At 71.8% G+C, this 16,089-nt stretch carries 15 protein-coding genes; 4 read left to right on the top strand and 11 right to left on the bottom strand.

Features of this window, described 5'->3' with window-relative positions; all coding sequences use genetic code 11:
- Window positions 1-6 precede the first annotated feature (6 nt).
- Genes ACZ5ID_RS07485 through ACZ5ID_RS07475 form a run of 3 tightly spaced genes read right to left on the bottom strand, consistent with a single transcriptional unit; the run spans window position 7 to window position 2,936 of the window.
- On the bottom strand, window positions 7-279 hold the full coding sequence (locus ACZ5ID_RS07485) for a phosphopantetheine-binding protein (protein ID WP_468894355.1): 273 nt from the start codon (window positions 277-279) through the stop codon (window positions 7-9).
- Window positions 280-297: 18 nt separating this feature from the next.
- Window positions 298-1,929, bottom strand: a complete 1,632-nt coding sequence (locus ACZ5ID_RS07480; RefSeq protein ID WP_468894353.1) for an amino acid adenylation domain-containing protein — start codon at window positions 1,927-1,929, stop codon at window positions 298-300.
- 44 nt (window positions 1,930-1,973) lie between these two features.
- Window positions 1,974-2,936, bottom strand: a complete 963-nt coding sequence (locus ACZ5ID_RS07475; RefSeq protein WP_468894351.1) for a chlorinating enzyme — start codon at window positions 2,934-2,936, stop codon at window positions 1,974-1,976.
- Window positions 2,937-3,455: 519 nt separating this feature from the next.
- On the opposite strand from ACZ5ID_RS07475, the gene ACZ5ID_RS07470 reads away from it, so the two are divergent.
- Genes ACZ5ID_RS07470 through ACZ5ID_RS07460 form a run of 3 tightly spaced genes read left to right on the top strand, consistent with a single transcriptional unit; the run spans window position 3,456 to window position 6,083 of the window.
- Complete coding sequence (locus ACZ5ID_RS07470; protein WP_468894349.1) at window positions 3,456-4,499, top strand: 3-oxoacyl-[acyl-carrier-protein] synthase III C-terminal domain-containing protein; 1,044 nt, start codon at window positions 3,456-3,458, stop codon at window positions 4,497-4,499.
- Window positions 4,496-5,770, top strand: coding sequence for an MFS transporter (locus ACZ5ID_RS07465; protein ID WP_468894347.1), 1,275 nt, complete (start codon window positions 4,496-4,498; stop codon window positions 5,768-5,770). Before ACZ5ID_RS07470 ends, ACZ5ID_RS07465 begins: the two co-directional genes overlap by 4 nt.
- A 13-nt stretch (window positions 5,771-5,783) precedes the next feature.
- The gene (locus tag ACZ5ID_RS07460) at window positions 5,784-6,083 is read left to right on the top strand and encodes a muconolactone Delta-isomerase family protein (RefSeq protein WP_468894345.1); all 300 of its coding nucleotides are present in this window, start codon (window positions 5,784-5,786) and stop codon (window positions 6,081-6,083) included.
- Here ACZ5ID_RS07460 and ACZ5ID_RS07455 read toward each other — a convergent pair.
- From ACZ5ID_RS07455 to ACZ5ID_RS07440, 4 genes are all read right to left on the bottom strand, one after another.
- A complete protein-coding gene (locus ACZ5ID_RS07455; protein ID WP_468894343.1) occupies window positions 6,037-6,315 on the bottom strand; it encodes an acyl carrier protein in 279 nt (92 codons plus the stop codon). The two genes, ACZ5ID_RS07460 and ACZ5ID_RS07455, sit on opposite strands and share 47 nt — an antisense overlap.
- Complete coding sequence (locus ACZ5ID_RS07450; RefSeq protein WP_468894342.1) at window positions 6,312-7,175, bottom strand: class-II aminoacyl-tRNA synthetase family protein; 864 nt, start codon at window positions 7,173-7,175, stop codon at window positions 6,312-6,314. The genes ACZ5ID_RS07455 and ACZ5ID_RS07450 overlap by 4 nt, the downstream gene beginning before the upstream one ends.
- Complete coding sequence (locus ACZ5ID_RS07445; protein WP_468895067.1) at window positions 7,172-8,167, bottom strand: FAD-dependent oxidoreductase; 996 nt, start codon at window positions 8,165-8,167, stop codon at window positions 7,172-7,174. The genes ACZ5ID_RS07450 and ACZ5ID_RS07445 overlap by 4 nt, the downstream gene beginning before the upstream one ends.
- A gap of 104 nt (window positions 8,168-8,271) precedes the next feature.
- A complete protein-coding gene (locus tag ACZ5ID_RS07440) occupies window positions 8,272-9,312 on the bottom strand; it encodes a 3-oxoacyl-[acyl-carrier-protein] synthase III C-terminal domain-containing protein (protein ID WP_468894339.1) in 1,041 nt (346 codons plus the stop codon).
- A 214-nt stretch (window positions 9,313-9,526) separates the two neighbouring features.
- Here ACZ5ID_RS07440 and tsaA point away from each other — a divergent pair, with 214 nt between their 5' ends.
- The gene (gene tsaA, locus ACZ5ID_RS07435; RefSeq protein ID WP_468894337.1) at window positions 9,527-9,994 is read left to right on the top strand and encodes a tRNA (N6-threonylcarbamoyladenosine(37)-N6)-methyltransferase TrmO; all 468 of its coding nucleotides are present in this window, start codon (window positions 9,527-9,529) and stop codon (window positions 9,992-9,994) included.
- Between the two features lie 69 nt (window positions 9,995-10,063).
- Here tsaA and ACZ5ID_RS07430 read toward each other — a convergent pair whose 3' ends face one another.
- The 4 genes from ACZ5ID_RS07430 to ACZ5ID_RS07415 all read right to left on the bottom strand — a co-directional run bounded on the left by ACZ5ID_RS07430 (window position 10,064) and on the right by ACZ5ID_RS07415 (window position 16,087).
- A complete protein-coding gene (locus ACZ5ID_RS07430; RefSeq protein WP_468894335.1) occupies window positions 10,064-11,206 on the bottom strand; it encodes an XdhC family protein in 1,143 nt (380 codons plus the stop codon).
- Between the two features lie 61 nt (window positions 11,207-11,267).
- Window positions 11,268-12,725 carry an NCS2 family permease gene (locus ACZ5ID_RS07425; protein ID WP_468894333.1) on the bottom strand — a complete coding sequence of 486 codons (1,458 nt, stop codon included), beginning with the start codon at window positions 12,723-12,725 and terminating at the stop codon, window positions 11,268-11,270.
- 369 nt (window positions 12,726-13,094) lie between these two features.
- Window positions 13,095-15,488: a xanthine dehydrogenase subunit D gene (pucD, locus tag ACZ5ID_RS07420; RefSeq protein ID WP_468894331.1), complete on the bottom strand. Its 2,394-nt coding sequence runs from the start codon at window positions 15,486-15,488 to the stop codon at window positions 13,095-13,097.
- 5 nt (window positions 15,489-15,493) lie between these two features.
- Entirely contained in the window at window positions 15,494-16,087 is a 594-nt protein-coding gene (locus tag ACZ5ID_RS07415; protein ID WP_468894329.1) for a (2Fe-2S)-binding protein, read from the bottom strand.
- Window positions 16,088-16,089: the final 2 nt, after the last annotated feature.

The following is a 16,089-nucleotide window of genomic DNA, read 5'->3' as shown; positions in this document are numbered from 1 at the left end:
GCGGGCCTACGCCATCGCCTCGTCGACGGCCTTGGCCAGACTGCTCAGCCGGGCGTCCTCGTAGAGCGTCTCGGGCAGCAGCACGTCGACGGCGAAGCGCTCCTCGACGCGGGAGAGGAACTTGATGGCGGTGAGCGAGTTGCCGCCGAGCTCGAAGAAGTCGTCGCCGACGGCCACGTCGGTGATGCCGAAGAGACCGCGCCAGATGTCGGCGATCGCCTCCTCGGTCGCGGTCATGGGCGGCGTGCCGGGCGCCGCCTGGGAGTCCTGGGAAGTCATGGCCTTCTCCTCCGTCCGTCAGTCCCGCGAGGCCACCGGCTGGGCGGCCGGGGCTGCGGGTGGTGGGGTGTGGGTGTCGTGGGCGGCGAGCAGCGCGCGGCCGTCGACCTTGCCGGTCGCCGTCAGCGGCAGCGCCTCGCACAGATGGATGCGGGCCGGGACCAGATACGCGGGGAGCCGGGCCCGCAGATGGTGGCGGAGCGAGGTGGGGGTGACGGACCGGTCCGCGACCACGAAGGCGACCAGGGCCCGTTCGCCGCGTTCGGTGCTCACCGCCACATGGCTGCGCCGCACCGCGGGGTGCCGGTCGAGGTGGTGGGCGACCTCGCCCAGCTCGATGCGGAAGCCGTTGATCTTGACCTGGTCGTCCTCGCGGCCCTGGAAGACGAGCGAGCCGTCGGGGAGCAGGGTGCCGTGGTCGCCGGTGCGGTAGAGCCGCTCGCTCACGCCGTCGACCACCCGGTCCACGAACCGCTCGGCGGTGAGCTCCGGCATGCCGAGGTAGCTGGGCGAGAGCCCGTCGCCCGCCAGACAGATCTCGCCGGTCCGGCCCGCCTCGCACAGGGTGGTGCCGTCGATGACATAGAGCCGGGTGTTCTGGATCGGGGTGCCGATCGGCAGCAGTCCCGAGTCGGGGACGAGCCGGTCGACGCGGTGGTAGGTGGCGAAGGTGGTGGCCTCGGTGGGTCCGTACACATGGACGAGGCGGCCCGGTCCGTACCGGTCGAGCGCCGCCGCCACGTGCGGGATCGAGTGGAGTTCGCCGCCCATGAGGACGGTCTCGGTCCCGTCGAGGGCGGTGGGTGCCTCGTCGACGACGGCGTTGAACAGGGCGGTGGTGAGGAAGACGACCGTGACGCGGTGGTCGTCGATGACCCGGCCGAGCCGGGAGAGCCGCACCAGGCCTTCCGGACAGAGCACGCACGTACCGCCGTTGAGCAGGGCGCCCCAGATCTCGAAGGTGGCGGCGTCGAAGGTGACCGGTGCGAGCTGGAGCAGCCGGCTGTCCGCCTCCAGCCGGGCGAAGCGGGCGCCGAGGACGAGCCGCGCGATGCCGCGGTGCCGGATGGCCACGCCCTTGGGGCGGCCGGTGGAGCCGGAGGTGAAGTTGACGTACGCGAGCGAGTCGCCGTCGATGTGGACGGCGGGGGCGGTCGGCAGCTCCTCCGACCAGGGTTTCGCCGACAGGACTTGGCAGGCGCCGAGCCGCCGGGCCAGCTGTTCGTGGCGGTCCGTCAGGACCCGGCGGCAGTCGGCCTCCGCGAACAGGCCGTGCAGCCGTTCGTCGGGCCAGCCCGCGTCGAACGGCAGATACGATCCGCCGCACTTGAGGATGGCGAGCAGCGCCACGATCAGCTCGGGCGAGCGGGTCAGGCAGACCCCGACGGTCGAGCCCGGTGTGCAGCCCTGGGCGAGCAGGTGGTGGGCGAGGCCGTTGGAGAGCCGGTCGAGCTGTGCGTAGGTGTACGCGCGCTCGTCCTGCACCACCGCGGGCGCGTCGGGGTCGCGGGCGGCGCTCGCGGCGAAGAGCGCGGGCACGGAGCTGTCCCGCGGGTAGTCGGTGGCGGTCCGGTTGATCCGGCGGTGGAGGGCGAAGGCCTCGTCGGTGCCGGTGAGTCGGGTCCCGTTGAGTCGTTCCAGCGCAGACACCCCTCGGGATGTGGCGACGTCGGAGCAGGAGTGGCCGGGCCGGGTCAGCGGGCGGTCCGGAAGGGTGTGCCGTTGACGGTTTGGTCGACGAACCGGTTGTGTCCGTACCTGTCCTCGCCGGAGACCAGCACACAGCCGAACTTGTCGAGGCTGGCCTCCCCGCCGAACTCCGCGAGGGCGTCCGAGAACGGGTAGACCCGCACCTGGGTCGGCAGATAGCGGGCCGCGTACCCCAGCCGCATGTCGTCGGTCAGGCCCGCGTGCGGATGCGAGGCGTGCATCAGGGTCGACCAGAAGATGATGAACTGGCCCTGCTTGAGCACCATCGACTTGGCCCGGGACTCGTCGGGGCTCCAGTTCGGGTCCTTCTGGAGCTGGCGGTAGTCGTAGCCGAAGAAGCCGCGCCGCACGCCGTCCTTCTCCAGCTTGCCGATGGAGTCGGCGTCGTACGTCATGACCTTGGACTCGTCGTAGTTCATGGTCCGGTGCGAGCCGGGGATGAACTGGAGGCAGCCCATCTCCACGCTGGCGTCGGTGAACGCCGACCAGACGGTGATGGTGCCGCCGAACTCGGAGTCCTCGGGCCAGACGATCTGGGGGTGCTTGGATCCGGCCACGTTGGAGAAGTTGTCGGCCTGGTGCCAGTCGGTGCCCTCGTCCCCCGGGTACTTGGGGAAGAACTCGGTGCGCCAGCAGAGCACGTCCGGCCCCAGCAGGCCGGCGACCCGGTGGACGATCTCGGGGCGGGTGATGTGGTCGGCGAGGAAGTCGACGTCGAGGTGGCGGTCGTAGTTGGCGAGGTTGGTGACGCCGGAGACCGCCTTCTCCTGCCCGTAGATCGCCCGTTTGGTGTTGAGCAGCTTGGGGCGCAGGGCGCGGAGGTTCTTCTCCATCTCGTCGGGCTCGTAGAGGTCGAACGGGCCGATGTATCCGTCCCGGTGGAACTGTTCGATCTCCCGGGCGCTCAGGGAGAAGTCGGTGCTCGTGGTGCCGGCCAGGTCGTCCATGCATCACCTCTGTGTAAGCGACACTCCGCTGGGGCAGCGGACGGGTAAATGCGTGCTGTTCCGGTCAACTCTCGCCAGTCGGGGGCGAGTTGCGCTCTGTTTAACACAGGACCTCCTCCGGACGCTTCTATTCCCCGGAGTTGCACAGGTGGACACCCGCCGGTGGACATCGTGCGGGTGGCGGGGCGTGACGGGCCGGTGGACCGCCGTGCGCACCGAGCGGGATCGCGTACGGGGAAGGGCGGCGCGGCCCGCCCGGACCGCGCACAATCGGCCGCGCACCGGAGCTTCGGGCATAACCTGGCGGACATGGACAGAAGGGACGGGCGGCGAAGGCGGGCGGCGCGCCGGCGCTCGCCCTGCGCACACAGCGGGCCCGCCGGGGGCGTGTGAGGGCCTTGGCGGGCGCGCGACTTGCGCCTTTCGGCCCTTGACGCGGTATCCCGGAGAGGGGAAGACTCTCGCTGATAATCCGCATCACTGACGATGCCCTCCGGGGCTCTTCTCCGGGAGGACCCCGTGCGTCTGTCCCCGCCCCTGACCACGCCGCTGCGGATCGCTGCCGCGACGCTCTGGCTCCCGGACCGGCGCGAGACCACCGAGGCCGCCCTCGCGGCCGGCCGGGTCGACGAGGAGACCGCGACCCGACTCGGCTACCGCGAGGTGAGCGTCAGCCACGACCACGCGGCCCCCGAGATGGCGGTCCTCGCCGCCACCGACGCACTGGCCCGCGCCGGGTGGGACGGGGCGGACCTCGGCTTCGTGGCGCACGCCTGGACCTACCACCAGGGCCATGACTTCTGGGCGCCCGCCAACTACGTGGCCCACCACATCGGCGCCTCCACCGCCCCGGCCGTGGGCATCCAGCAGATGTGCAACGGCGGAGCCGCCGCACTCGAAGCCGCCGCCGCCCGTATGATCGCCGATCCCTCCGTGGCCCGCGCCGCCGTCACCACCGGTGACCGCTTCCTGCCGCCCGCCTTCGACCGCTGGCTCGGCGACTACGAGCTGGTCTACGGCGACGCCGGGACCGCCCTGCTCCTGGACCGCGCCCAGGGCCCGTACGAGCTGCTCTCGGTGGCCACCGCGGCCCGTTCGGAGTACGAGACGATGCACCGCGGCGACGACGAGTTCAGCACCATGCCGCGCACCCTGCCCCAGGTCGACGTACGCCGCACCAAACGGGCGTTCGTCGCCTCCGGTGCCGAGCCGGGGTTCACGGCGGCGCTCGTCGAGGCCGTCCTCGACGTGGTCGGCACCGCGCTCACCGAGGCGGGCCTCGCCCCCGACGACCCCCGGGTGCGCGTCCTCACCCTCCCCCGGCTCGGCTCCGGTCCACTGGAGGAGTTCTTCCACCCGGCCGTCGAACGCCTGGGCCTGCGCCACGCGGAGATCCTCAACCTGGGCGGCGGGACCGGACATCTGGGCGCCGGGGACTCCGCCGCCAACCTGGCAACCCTGCACACCGACAAGCGGCTCGCGGAGGGCGAGGTGGCGCTGCTGCTCAGCCTGGGCGGCGGCTTCAGCTGGTCCTGCGTCGCGGTGCGGGCGGCAGCCCGGTGAGGACACACAAAGCCGGAACAGCGCCGACGGGGCGGACCGCGGGCGGAACGCTCGGCGACCGCGGGATCGTGGCCGTCCTGTGCGCCGGGTTCTTCCTGCTCGACTTCGACCTGGTCGTCATCAATCCGATCCTGGTCCCCGTCTCCAAGGACTTCGACGTCAGCCTGGGCACCACCACCCTCGCGCTCACCGGCTACCTGGCCATGGTCGGCATCATGCAGCCGGTGCACGGCACGGTCTCGGACCGGGTGGGCCGGGTCCGGGTGCTGCGCACCGCGCTCCTCGGGCTCGGACTCGCGGACCTGGCGGCGGCCCTCGCACCCAACGCGGCGCTGCTGATCGCGGGACGCGCGGTCGCCGGCGGCTTCGCCGCCGCGCTCATCCCGGTGACCGTCGCGTACGTGGGCGACCACATCCCGATGGAGCGCCGCCAGCGCACGATGGCGGCGCTGATGTCCTCCAGCGCGGTGGGCGCCGCTTCCGCGACCGTCGTCGCGGGCGCGCTCACCGATCTGCTGGACTGGCGCTCGCCGCTGCTCATCCCCGCGGTGGCCGCACCGCTGCTCGCCCTGGTCTACACCCGGCTGCCGGAGGCGCCCCGGGCGCGGGCCGTCGAGGGGCCGAGCGTGCGGGAGCGGTTCGCGCGGGTGCTCGGGGACGGCTGGTTCCGCTTCTTCATCCCGTTCACCTTCGTCGAGGGCGCGGCGATGATGGGACTCTTCAACTTCTTCAACGCGGCCCTCCAGAAACACGGCAGCAGCGTCCTGATGTCGGGCCTGGTGACCAGCGCGTACGGAGTGGCGGCCATCGGCGGCAGTGTCGTCGTCAGGGCGCTCGACACCCGGGCGACCGGCGCGGGCATGTTCGGCTGGGGCACCGGACTGCTCTTCACCGGCTACCTCACCGCCGCGCTCACCCAGTCGGTGGCGGGCATCCTCGTCGCCAGCGCGCTCGCCGGACTCGCCCTCGCCGTCGGCCAGTCCGCGCTCCAGGCGTGGATCCTGGAGGCCGCCGCCCCCGAGGTGCGCGGCAGCGCCACCGCGCTCATCGCCTGCTCGGTCTTCACCGGGGCCGCCATCAGTACGGCCGCCGTCGGCCCGCTCGCGGGGCGCGGCGACTTCGGGCTGCTGTTCGGCATCGCCGCAGCCGCGACCGTACCGGTGTCGGTCGTCGGCACCCTCGCCCGGGCCCGCTTCGAACGCTCCGACCGGGGCCGGCGGATGCCCTCCGGGCCGCCCGTGGACCAGGAAGCCCCGAACCCACTCAACTGAAGGAGAAGCATCCATGGCGCTGTTCGCGGTGGTAGCCAAACGGGCCCCGGTCGGCATCGGCATCGAGGAGTTCCAGCAGAAGCTCGCCGAGGGCTTCCGCTACACCCAGGAGCTGCAGGAGAAGGGGCTCATCAAGGACCGCTGGATCCTGGTGGGCGCCTCGGCGGGGCTGAACATCTACGACGTGGAGTCGCACGAGCAGCTGATGCAGCTGCTCTACCGCAGCCCCGCCGGGCTGCACCTGGACTTCGAGGTGTATCCGCTGATCAGTCCGCCGAGCTACGACCCGACGGCCGAGGGTCCGGCCCACTGAAGAACGCCCGCTCGATCCGGCTCAGCGAGCGGAAGTCGTCCAGGTCGAGGTGCTCGATGTCGACCGGCCGCCCGCTGAGCCGCTCGATCAGCACGATGAACTCCAGAAAGCCCAGCGAGTCGATGAGCCGGCTCTCGATCAGATCGTCCTCCGGGCCGATCCCGTCCGCCTCCGGGTGGCGCCGGGCGATCCAGGCGACGATCTCCGCCAGTCCGGCGGCCGGCGCCCTCACCGCCCGGCCCCGCCGGTCCGGGGCGCGCCGCCGAGGGCCGAGGCGGCCTTCTCCACGGCCTCCGTCGCCGCCTCCCAGCTCCCGTACCGCGTGTACAGCACCGACAGCCAGCGCTCCAGGCCGAAGGCCGCGCAACTGGTGTGGACGGGCCGACCGGTGCTCTCCAGGGTGATCCCGCACCGCTCGCCGAAGAAGTTGCGGTGGATGTTGAGCGAGGCTATCGCCAGGTCGTCGACGATGAACTCGTGCTTGACGGGCGAGAGGCGCTGGAGCAGGGCCCGCTGTCCGCCCCGGTCGTAGAAGGGATCGGTCGCGGCCTCCTTGCGCATGGTGAGGCCGAGCGCGTCGGCGAGGGAGCTGACGCGCTCCTCGAACCGGCGCAGATGCTCCTGGGTGAAGTCGTACGAGCCGAGCGCCACGATCTCGCGCATATGGAAGCCGAGGAGGCGCCGCAGCCCGTCGTAGTGCTCCTCGCGGCGGAAGCAGCGGCCGAGGACGGTCACGGCCGTGCCGTCGGGAAGGGCGCGGCCCTCGTGGTGGAGGTAGACGGCGAAGCAGGCGGCCGAGGGCAGCCCGAAGAGCGCGGGTTCGAGGTCGTCCGACGCGAACCGCTCGTGCTCCGACCCGGGTTGATGGCGGGTCAGGTCCAGGGTGCTGACCACGAGCGCCTGGTGCGGGAAGTTCTCGTACACGTCGAGTCGGGAGAGGTCGGCGACCGGGATCAGCGGTGGCATGATCATCGGCGTGGCGCCGGCGTCGGTCCCCCAGCCCTCCAGGAGGGCGTCGAGCCGCTTCAGCAGGACCGCCGGACCGGCCCCGAGGGTCTGCGGACCCGGGCCGGCCGCCGGGGCCGCCGTCATGAGACGACTTCGGCGGTGGCGCCGGAGAGCGCCAGCCGCAGGACGTCCTGGGCGCAGCCCCAGGAGAGACCGACCGCGATACCGCCGTGACCGTAGTTGTGGATCACCCGGGCGGAGCCCAGCGGCTCCACTTCGAGCCGGGTCCGCGGCCGTGACGCCCGCAGACCGACCTCGACCCCGGTGATCCGCGCCCCGGCGATCCGGGGCTCCACGGCGATGCAGCGCGCGAGGATCTCCTCCGTCCGGGCCGGGTCCGGCTCCATGCTCCACACCTCGCGCTCGGCTGTCCCGCCGCACACCAGACGGCGTCCGTGCGGGAAGTAGCCGGTGGAGTCGGGGCCGGGGTTCTGCTCGAAGAAGAACTCGTCGATGCCCGGGTTCTCCACGATCACGTGCTGGCCGCGGACCGGGAAGACCTTGGGGTCGCCGGCCAGGGCGCGCGCCCCCACGCCCGTGCAGTTGACGACGAGCGGCGCCTGGGCGGCGGCCTCCTCCAGCGAGCCCACGGTGCCCGTCTCGACGCTGCCCCCCGCGGCCGTGACCCGGGAGGCCAGGTAGTCGAGGTAGACGGGCATGTCCACGGTCGGCAGATCGACCCGGAACGCCACCGGGAACCCGCCGCTCTCCTCCTCGCCGCACGGTGTGTAGCCGGGCAGATGGGCGGCCCACTCATGGCCGCCGGCGGCCTGCCGGTTCACCAGGCGGCCACGGGTCAGGTGGACGCCGCTCTCCGGCTGCTTGGCCAGCGCGCCGAACTCGGCCAGGCTCACCTGGTGCCAGGGGCGGGTGATGGCCGTCGGCGCGAACTTGGCCTCCGCCTCGGTCTCGTCGGCGATGGCCGGACCCCCGATGATCGCTCCCGCCACGGCCGACGTGGTCTGCCGGGGCGCGCGCTCGGCGACGACCCGGACCGTGAAGCCGCGCTCCGCCAGACATACCGCCGTGGTCAGTCCGGCCACACCCGCGCCGATGACCAGGGCCTCGTTTCGCATCGTCACTCGACTGCACCTCTCACTGTGGAAGCTGTACGAAAGAGCCGTACGGGAATCCCGCACGGAGAAGACGTTCCGCGTCCGCCGGGTGTGACCGGCCGGGGTCATTCGTGGGATATCGCGACACAGGACCAGGTGAAGCCGTTGCCGGCGCTCAGGAAGAGCGCCACCTCGCCCGGCGCGAGCCGGTCGTCGTCCTGGAGGGTGGCGAGATTGGCCACGACGTCTCCGGCACCGAGGTGCCCGGTGTCGCGGCCGAGGTCGAGGAGTTCGGTGTGGGGCAGGGCCAGTTCGCGCGCCGAGGGCACGTAGAACTGGCCGAGGGCGCCGGTGCTGAGGCGGGGCAGGACGAGATAGCGCAGCCGGGGGTCGGCCGGGGTGAGCCCGGCGTCCGCGATGGCGTCGAGCACCACGCGCTGCACGGAGCGGCGCAGTACGGCGACGAACCGGGGCCAGCCGCCGCCCGCCCGGAAGGTCAGTTTGGTGCGCCGGGCGCTGACCGTGGGGTGGGCGCTGCGCGGGGCGGGGGTGAAGGCGTCGTCGCCCCGGTAGAGCACCTCGTACTCGGGGACGCTGACGGAGGCGATGGCGAGCAGCCGGTAGGGGCCCGCGTCGCGGTCCAGGAGCAGGGCGGTGGCCGCGTCCCCGTACGCCACGTCGATGTCGCCGGCCCAGCGGTCGAAGCCGGGCTCGACGAACCGGTCGGCGGTGGTCACCAGGCACCGGTTGACCGACGGGTCGAGCGCGAGGCGGGCGGCGGCCACCTCCAGGGCGGCCACGGCGCCGTTGGAGGTCTGCTGCACCCCGAGGGGGGTCGCGTGGCGGGCTCCGATGCCGTGCGCCACATAGTGCGGCGCGGACCAGAAGTCATGGCCCTGGTGGTAGATCCAGGAGTGCACGACCAGGCCGAGGTCGTCGCCGGACCAGCCCGCGTCGGCGAGCGCCTTCTGTGCCGCGAGCACGGCCATCTCGGGGGCCGCCCGGTCCGGGCTCTCGCACAGCGCGCGGTAGCCGAGCCGGTCGGCGGTCTCCTGGTCGAGCCGCCCGGCCACGACCGCCTGCGCGGTGTCCAGACGCCGGGACGGGAGCCAGAGCACAGCGGCGGCTATGCCCGGCGGTTCGGGTAACGGCGGACTCAGTCTCACGGGCTGCCTCCTCGGACCGGCCCGACGACTCGGGCCGTACCTCCCGGCAGCCCACTATATTGTCAGCGTTATTGATTGTCAGGCATCTGTCTCTCGACTTCGCGCACGACCGGCGCGTTTCAGGCATCGCGCGCCGGACCCGCGCGGAGTGTCGTTCGGCATGTGCTGTCGTTCTGTCTGGTTGTCGTGGTTCCGGAGTGCGAGGAGATACGTGGTGTCCCAACCGACCGCCCCTCTCGATGCCGACGCGGTGGTGCCGCTGTCGCCGATCGGCTATGTCGTGACGGAGTACGTCCGCCCCCAGCAGGCGCCGCCGCAGGCGACCCTGGCGTACGGGGACCAGGGTCAGGTGGTGCTCTACGAGCCGTACGCGGCAGGGCTCGACGGTGTCGCCGAGGGCTGGTACGTCTGGCTGCTGACCTGGCTGCACGACCAGACCGACGAGGAGGCCGCACCGCTGCGGGTGGTGCCGCGCGGCTGGGAGGAGAGCGGGCGCACGACCGGCGTCTACGCCACCCGGACGCCCAACCGGCACAACCGCATCGGGCTGAGCCTGGTGCGCGTCCGCGAGGTGAAGGGCAATGTCCTCCACTTCGACGGGGTGGACCTCGTCAACGGCACGCCGGTGCTCGACATCAAGCCGTATTCACCGACGTCGGACACACCGCCCGAGGACGCCTGACCGCACGGCCCGCACGTCAGGACCGGCTGTCCGCCGGAGGGCTTCCGGGAAGGGGCGGGGCCGGGAAGGCTACGCCGCCGAACGTATCCGTCCCTCCGGGCCGTCGTGGTGGATCGGGGTGTGCGCACCCGTCAGCGACACCCCGCTCCCCCCGCGCCGGCTCGCCACGATCTCCGCCGCGATCGACAGCGCCGTCTCCTCCGGGGTGCGCGCGCCGAGGTCGAGGCCGATCGGCGAGCGCAGCCGGGCGAGTTCCAGCTCCGTCACGCCCACCTCCCGCAGCCGCGCGTTGCGGTCCTCGTGCGTACGGCGTGAACCCATCGCGCCCACGTACGCCACCGGCAGCCGCAGCGCCAGTTCGAGGAGCGGGACGTCGAACTTCGCGTCGTGGGTGAGGACGCACAGCACCGTACGGGAGTCGACCTCGGTCGCCGCCAGATAGCGGTGCGGCCACTCCACCACGATCTCGTCCGCGTCCGGGAAGCGGACGGCCGTGGCGAAAACGGGGCGCGCGTCGCACACCGTGACCCGGTAGCCGAGGAACTTCCCCACCCGCACCAGCGCCGACGCGAAGTCGATCGCGCCGAACACGATCATGCGCGGGGGCGGGACGCTCGACTCGACCAGGACCGTGATCGGCCGGCCGCACAGCCGGCCGTCGGCGCCCAGGGCGAGGGTGCCGGTGCGGCCCGCGTCCAGCATCGCCCGCGCCTCGTCCGCCACCGCCCGGTCCAGCTCGGGGTGGCCGCCGAGGGCGCCCTCGTACGTACCGTCGGGCCGTACGAGAAGCGGGCGGCCCACCAGTTCGGACGGGCCGTCGGTGACGCGTGCCAGCGCCGCGGCCTCGTCGCGCGCCGCGGCGTCCAGGGCGGTGGCGAACACCGCCCGCGACGGGGAGTCGGCCGGCACCGGCGTCACCAGGATGTCGATGATCCCGCCGCAGGTCAGCCCGACCGCGAAGGCGTCCTCGTCGCTGTAGCCGAAGCGTTCGAGGACGGGTTCACCGTCCGCCAGGGCCTGCCGGCACAGGTCGTAGACCGCGCCCTCCACGCATCCGCCGGAGACCGAACCGATCGCCGTGCCCTCGCCGTCGACGGCGAGGGCCGCGCCCGGCAGCCGGGGCGCGCTGCCGCCGACCGCCACCACGGTGGCGACGGCGAAGTCACGGCCCTGCTCGACCCACCGGTTCAGCTCCTCGGCGATGTCCAGCATGTTCGGTCTCCTTAACGAGCGGATGGTGGAGGGCGTCCGGTCGTACGCCCCGGTCGAGGCCCTACTTGACGCCCAGCCAGTTCTCGATCGGGCTGAGCGCGAAGTAGACGAGGAAGATGCCGGACAGGGCCCACATGAACCCGCCGATCTCCCGCCACTTGCCCTGCGCCGCCTTGATGACGGTGTAGGAGATGACACCGGCGCCGACACCGGCGGTGATGTTGTACGTGAACGGCATCAGGGCCACGGTGAGGAAGACCGGAATCGACACCGAGCGGTCGTTCCAGTCCACGTGCCGCGCCGCGCTCATCATCATCGAGCCGATCACGACCAGGGCGGCGGCGGCCACCTGGGCCGGGACCAACTGGGTGAGCGGGGTGAAGAAGAGGCAGGCCGCGAAGAAGAGGCCGGTGACGACCGAGGAGAGGCCGGTACGGGCCCCCTCGCCGGCGCCGGTCGCGGACTCGATGAAGACGGTCTGGCCGGAGGCGCCGGAGACGCCGCCGATCGCGCCGCCCGCCCCGTCGATGAACAGCGCCTTGGACAGGCCCGGCATCCGGCCCTGGTCGTCGGCGAGCTCGGCCTCCTGGCCGACGCCGATGATGGTGGCCATCGCGTCGAAGAAGCCGGCCAGCACCAGGGTGAAGACGATCATTCCGACGCCGATGGCGCCCATCCGGTCCCAGCCGCCGAACTCCACGTCGCCGAAGAGTCCGAAGTCGGGCTTGGCGACCGCGCTGCCGTCCAGGCCCGGGGCGAGGCCGCCCCAGTCCTTGTCGTTCAGGCCGGCGACCTTGGTGACCACGAGCGAGAGGACCGTGCCGGTCACGATGCCGATCAGGATCGCGCCGGGGATGTTGCGCGCCTGGAGGGCGAAGATCAGGAGCAGGGTCACCGCGAAGAAGAAGACCGGCCAGCCGACCAGCTCACCCGTGGCACCGAGGGTGACGGGGCCGCCCTGGCCCTTGCCCACGAATCCGGCCTTCACCAGGCCGAGCAGGGCGACGAACATGCCGATGCCCATGGTGATCGCGTGCTTGAGCGGCAGCGGGATGGCGTTCATGATCATCTCGCGGAGGCCGGTGACGACCAGCAGCATGATGACCACGCCGTACATGACGCACATGCCCATGGCCTGCGGCCAGGTCATGTTGGGGACCACCTGGGTGGTCAGGGCCGCGGAGACGTTCAGTCCGGCGGCCAGCGCGAGCGGGACCTTGCCGATGAAGCCCATCAGCAGCGTGCTGGCCGCCGCCGCGAAGGCGGTGGCCGTCACCAGGCCCGCATGGCCCAGCGTGTGCTTGTCGACGTCGGGCGTCGAGAGGATCAGCGGGTTGAGCAGGAGGATGTAGCACATCGCCATGAAGGTGGTGATGCCGCCGCGCACCTCCTGCGCGACCGTGGATCCTCTGTCCGTTATGTGAAAGTACCGGTCGAGCCAAGACCTGCCGGCGGGGACGCGCGAGCCGGGGCCCGCCTCCTCGGCGGTGGTCTTCGGCTCCACAGACTGCTGGGTCATGGTGCCTACTCCCAAGGTTCACAGGGGCACCCGCATAAGACTTGAGATTCAGTCGGACAAGCTGCGGGATTTGGGATGGTGCGTGGGCTGCACGACCCGGGGGACGGCCCGAGACGAACGTTTCCGCGGCTGCGGGGGTACCGGTTCCTTCCGGTACCGCAGTGCGGGGATGGTGCTGGTCATCCGGGTACTGCCTGGTGATGCCGGTGGTACAGGTGTTGCTGCTGGTGGTGCGGCTGGTGCGGATGTTGCTGCTGGTGGTGCGGGTGAAGGACCGCGAGCGGTGCGGTACTTCCGGGCTCCGGGCGGTGCGGGCGGCGGGGAGTGTGACGTTCCCGGGCACGCACCGCCCGGAGGGTCCGGGGGGGGTCAGGACGACTCGGTGCCCGTGAGGTGCTCGGGGCGGACCGGGGTCCTGTTCAGCTCCAGACCCGTCGCGTTCCGGATCGCCGCGAGGACGGCCGGGGTGGACGACAGGGTCGGGGCCTCGCCGACGCCGCGCAGCCCGTACGGGGCGTGCTCGTCGGCGAGTTCGAGCACGTCGACCGGGATCGTCGGCGTGTCGAGGATCGTGGGGATGAGGTAGTCCGTGAAGGAGGGGTTGCGCACCTTCGCGGTCTTCGGGTCGACGATGATCTCCTCCATGACCGCCACGCCCAGGCCCTGGGTGGTGCCGCCCTGGATCTGGCCGACGACGGACAGCGGGTTGAGCGCCTTGCCGACGTCCTGGGCGACCGCCAGCTCGACGACCTTGACGAGGCCGAGCTCGGTGTCCACCTCGACGACGGCGCGGTGCGCGGCGAACGAGTACTGGACGTGGCCGTGGCCCTGACCGGTACGCAGGTCGAACGCCTCGGTGGGGCGGTGGCGCCACTCCAGCTCCAGCTCCACCGCCTCGTCCTCCAGCACGTCCACGAGGTCCGCGAGGACCTCGCCGGCGTCGGTGACGACCTTGCCGCCCTCCAGAAGGAGCTCGGCGGTCGCCCAGGCCGGGTGGTAGGAGCCGAACTTGCGGCGGCCGATCTCCAGGACGGCCTCGCGGACGTGCTCGCAGGTGTTCTTGACCGCGCCGCCGGTGACGTACGTCTGGCGCGAGGCCGAGGTGGAGCCGGCGGAGCCGACCTGGGTGTCGGCCGGGTGGATGGTCACCTGGGCGACGCCGAGCTCGGTGCGGGCGATCTGCGCGTGGACGGTGACACCGCCCTGGCCGACCTCCGCCATCGCGGTGTGCACGGTGGCGACCGGCTCGCCGCCGACGACCTCCATGCGCACCCTGGCGGTGGAGTAGTCGTCGAAGCCCTCGGAGAAGCCGACGTTCTTGATGCCGACCGCGTAGCCCACGCCCCGTACGACGCCCTCGCCGTGCGTGGTGTTGGACAGGCCGCCGGGCAGCGCGCGGACGTCGGCCTGCTCGCCGGCGGTCACCCACTGCTGCTCGGGCGGCAGCGGGCGGGCCTTGACGCGGCGCAGCAGCTCGGCGACCGGGGCCGGGGAGTCGACCGGCTGTCCGGTCGGCATGATCGTGCCCTGCTCCATGGCGTTCAGCTGCCGGAACTCGACCGGGTCGATGCCGAGCTTCGCCGCCAGCTTGTCCATCTGGGCCTCGTACGCGAAGCAGGCCTGGACCGCGCCGAAGCCGCGCATGGCGCCGCAGGGCGGGTTGTTGGTGTAGAGCGCGATGGCCTCGATGTCGACGTCGTCGATCACGTACGGGCCGACGCTCAGCGAGGAGGCGTTGCCGACGACCGCCGGGGAGGCCGACGCGTACGCGCCGCCGTCCAGGACGATCTTGCACTTCATGTGCGTGAGCTTGCCGTCCTTGGTGGCGCCGTGCTCGTAGTAGAGCTTCGCCGGGTGGCGGTGGACGTGGCCGAAGAAGGACTCGAACCGGTTGTAGACGATCTTGACCGGCTTGCCGGTGCGCAGCGCCAGCAGACAGGCGTGGATCTGCATCGAGATGTCCTCGCGACCGCCGAAGGCGCCGCCGACGCCGGAGAGCGTCATCCGGACCTTCTCCTCGGGCAGGCCGAGGACGGGGGCGATCTGCCGCAGGTCCGAGTGGAGCCACTGGGTGGCCACGTACAGCTCGACGCCGCCGTCCTCGGAGGGCACCGCGAGGCCGGACTCCGGGCCGAGGAAGGCCTGGTCCTGCATGCCGAAGGTGTACTCGCCCCTGACGATGACGTCGGCGCGCCGGGCGGCGCCGTCGGCGTCTCCGCGCACGATCGGCTGGCGGTGCACGATGTTGGGGTGCGGCACATGGCCGATGTGGTGGTCGTCGCGGCCCTCGTGGACCAGGATCGCGTCGGGTGCGGTCGCGGACGCCTCGTCGGTGATGACCGGCAGCTCGGCGTAGTCCACCTTGATCTTGGCGGCGGCGCGGCGCGCGGTCTCCGGGTGGTCGGCGGCGACCAGCGCCACCGGCTCGCCGTGGTGGCGGACCTTGCCGTGGGCCAGGACCGGGGTGTCCTGGATCTCCAGGCCGTAGTGCTTCATCTCGGCCGGCAGGTCGTCGTAGGTCAGCACGGCGTAGACGCCGGGCATCGCGAGGGCCTCGGAGATGTCGATGGACCGGATCTCGGCGTGGGCGACCGGGGAGCGCAGGGTCTGGCCCCAGAGCATGTCCTCGTGCCACATGTCCGAGGAGTACGCGAACTCACCGGTGACCTTGAGGGTGCCGTCCGGGCGCAGCGTCGACTCGCCGATGCCGCCCTTGGCCTTGGAACCCTGGGTGATGCTGGTGGGAGTACCAGTGGTGGCCATGATCGTCAGACCGCCTCTTCCTGACGGGCGGTCGCGAGGCGGACCGCGTCGAGGATCTTCTCGTAACCGGTGCAGCGGCAGAGGTTGCCGGAGAGGGCCTCGCGGATGTCCTGGTCGGACGGGGAGGCGTTGCGCTCCAGGAGTTCGTCGGCGGCCACCAGCAGACCCGGGGTGCAGAAGCCGCACTGGACGGCGCCGGCGTCGATGAACGCCTGCTGGACCGGGGAGAGCTCGCCGGTCTCGCTGCTGCGGCCGTCGGCGGGCCTGGCCTGCCAGCGCCGGGCGGCGTCGACGGAGGTGCCGCAGGAGCCGGCGGGGCAGGCGCCGCCCGGGTGGGCCTCCTGGCGGTGCTTGGCGTAGTCCGCCAGGCCCTCGACCGTGATGACCTCCCGGCCCTCGACCTGACCGGCCGCGACCAGACACGCACACACCGGCACACCGTCGAGACGGACCGTGCAGGAGCCGCACTCGCCCTGCTCGCAGGCGTTCTTCGAACCGGGAAGGCCCATGCGCTCGCGCAGGACGTAGAGAAGGCTCTCGCCCTCCCAGACGTCGTCGGCTTCGTGCTTGCGGCCGTTGACCGTGAAATTGACGCGCATGG

Source organism: Streptomyces sp. NPDC031670 (assembly GCF_055580545.1).
The sequence above is the reverse complement of the archived record's forward strand: the minus strand, read 5'-3'. Positions and strand labels throughout refer to the sequence as shown.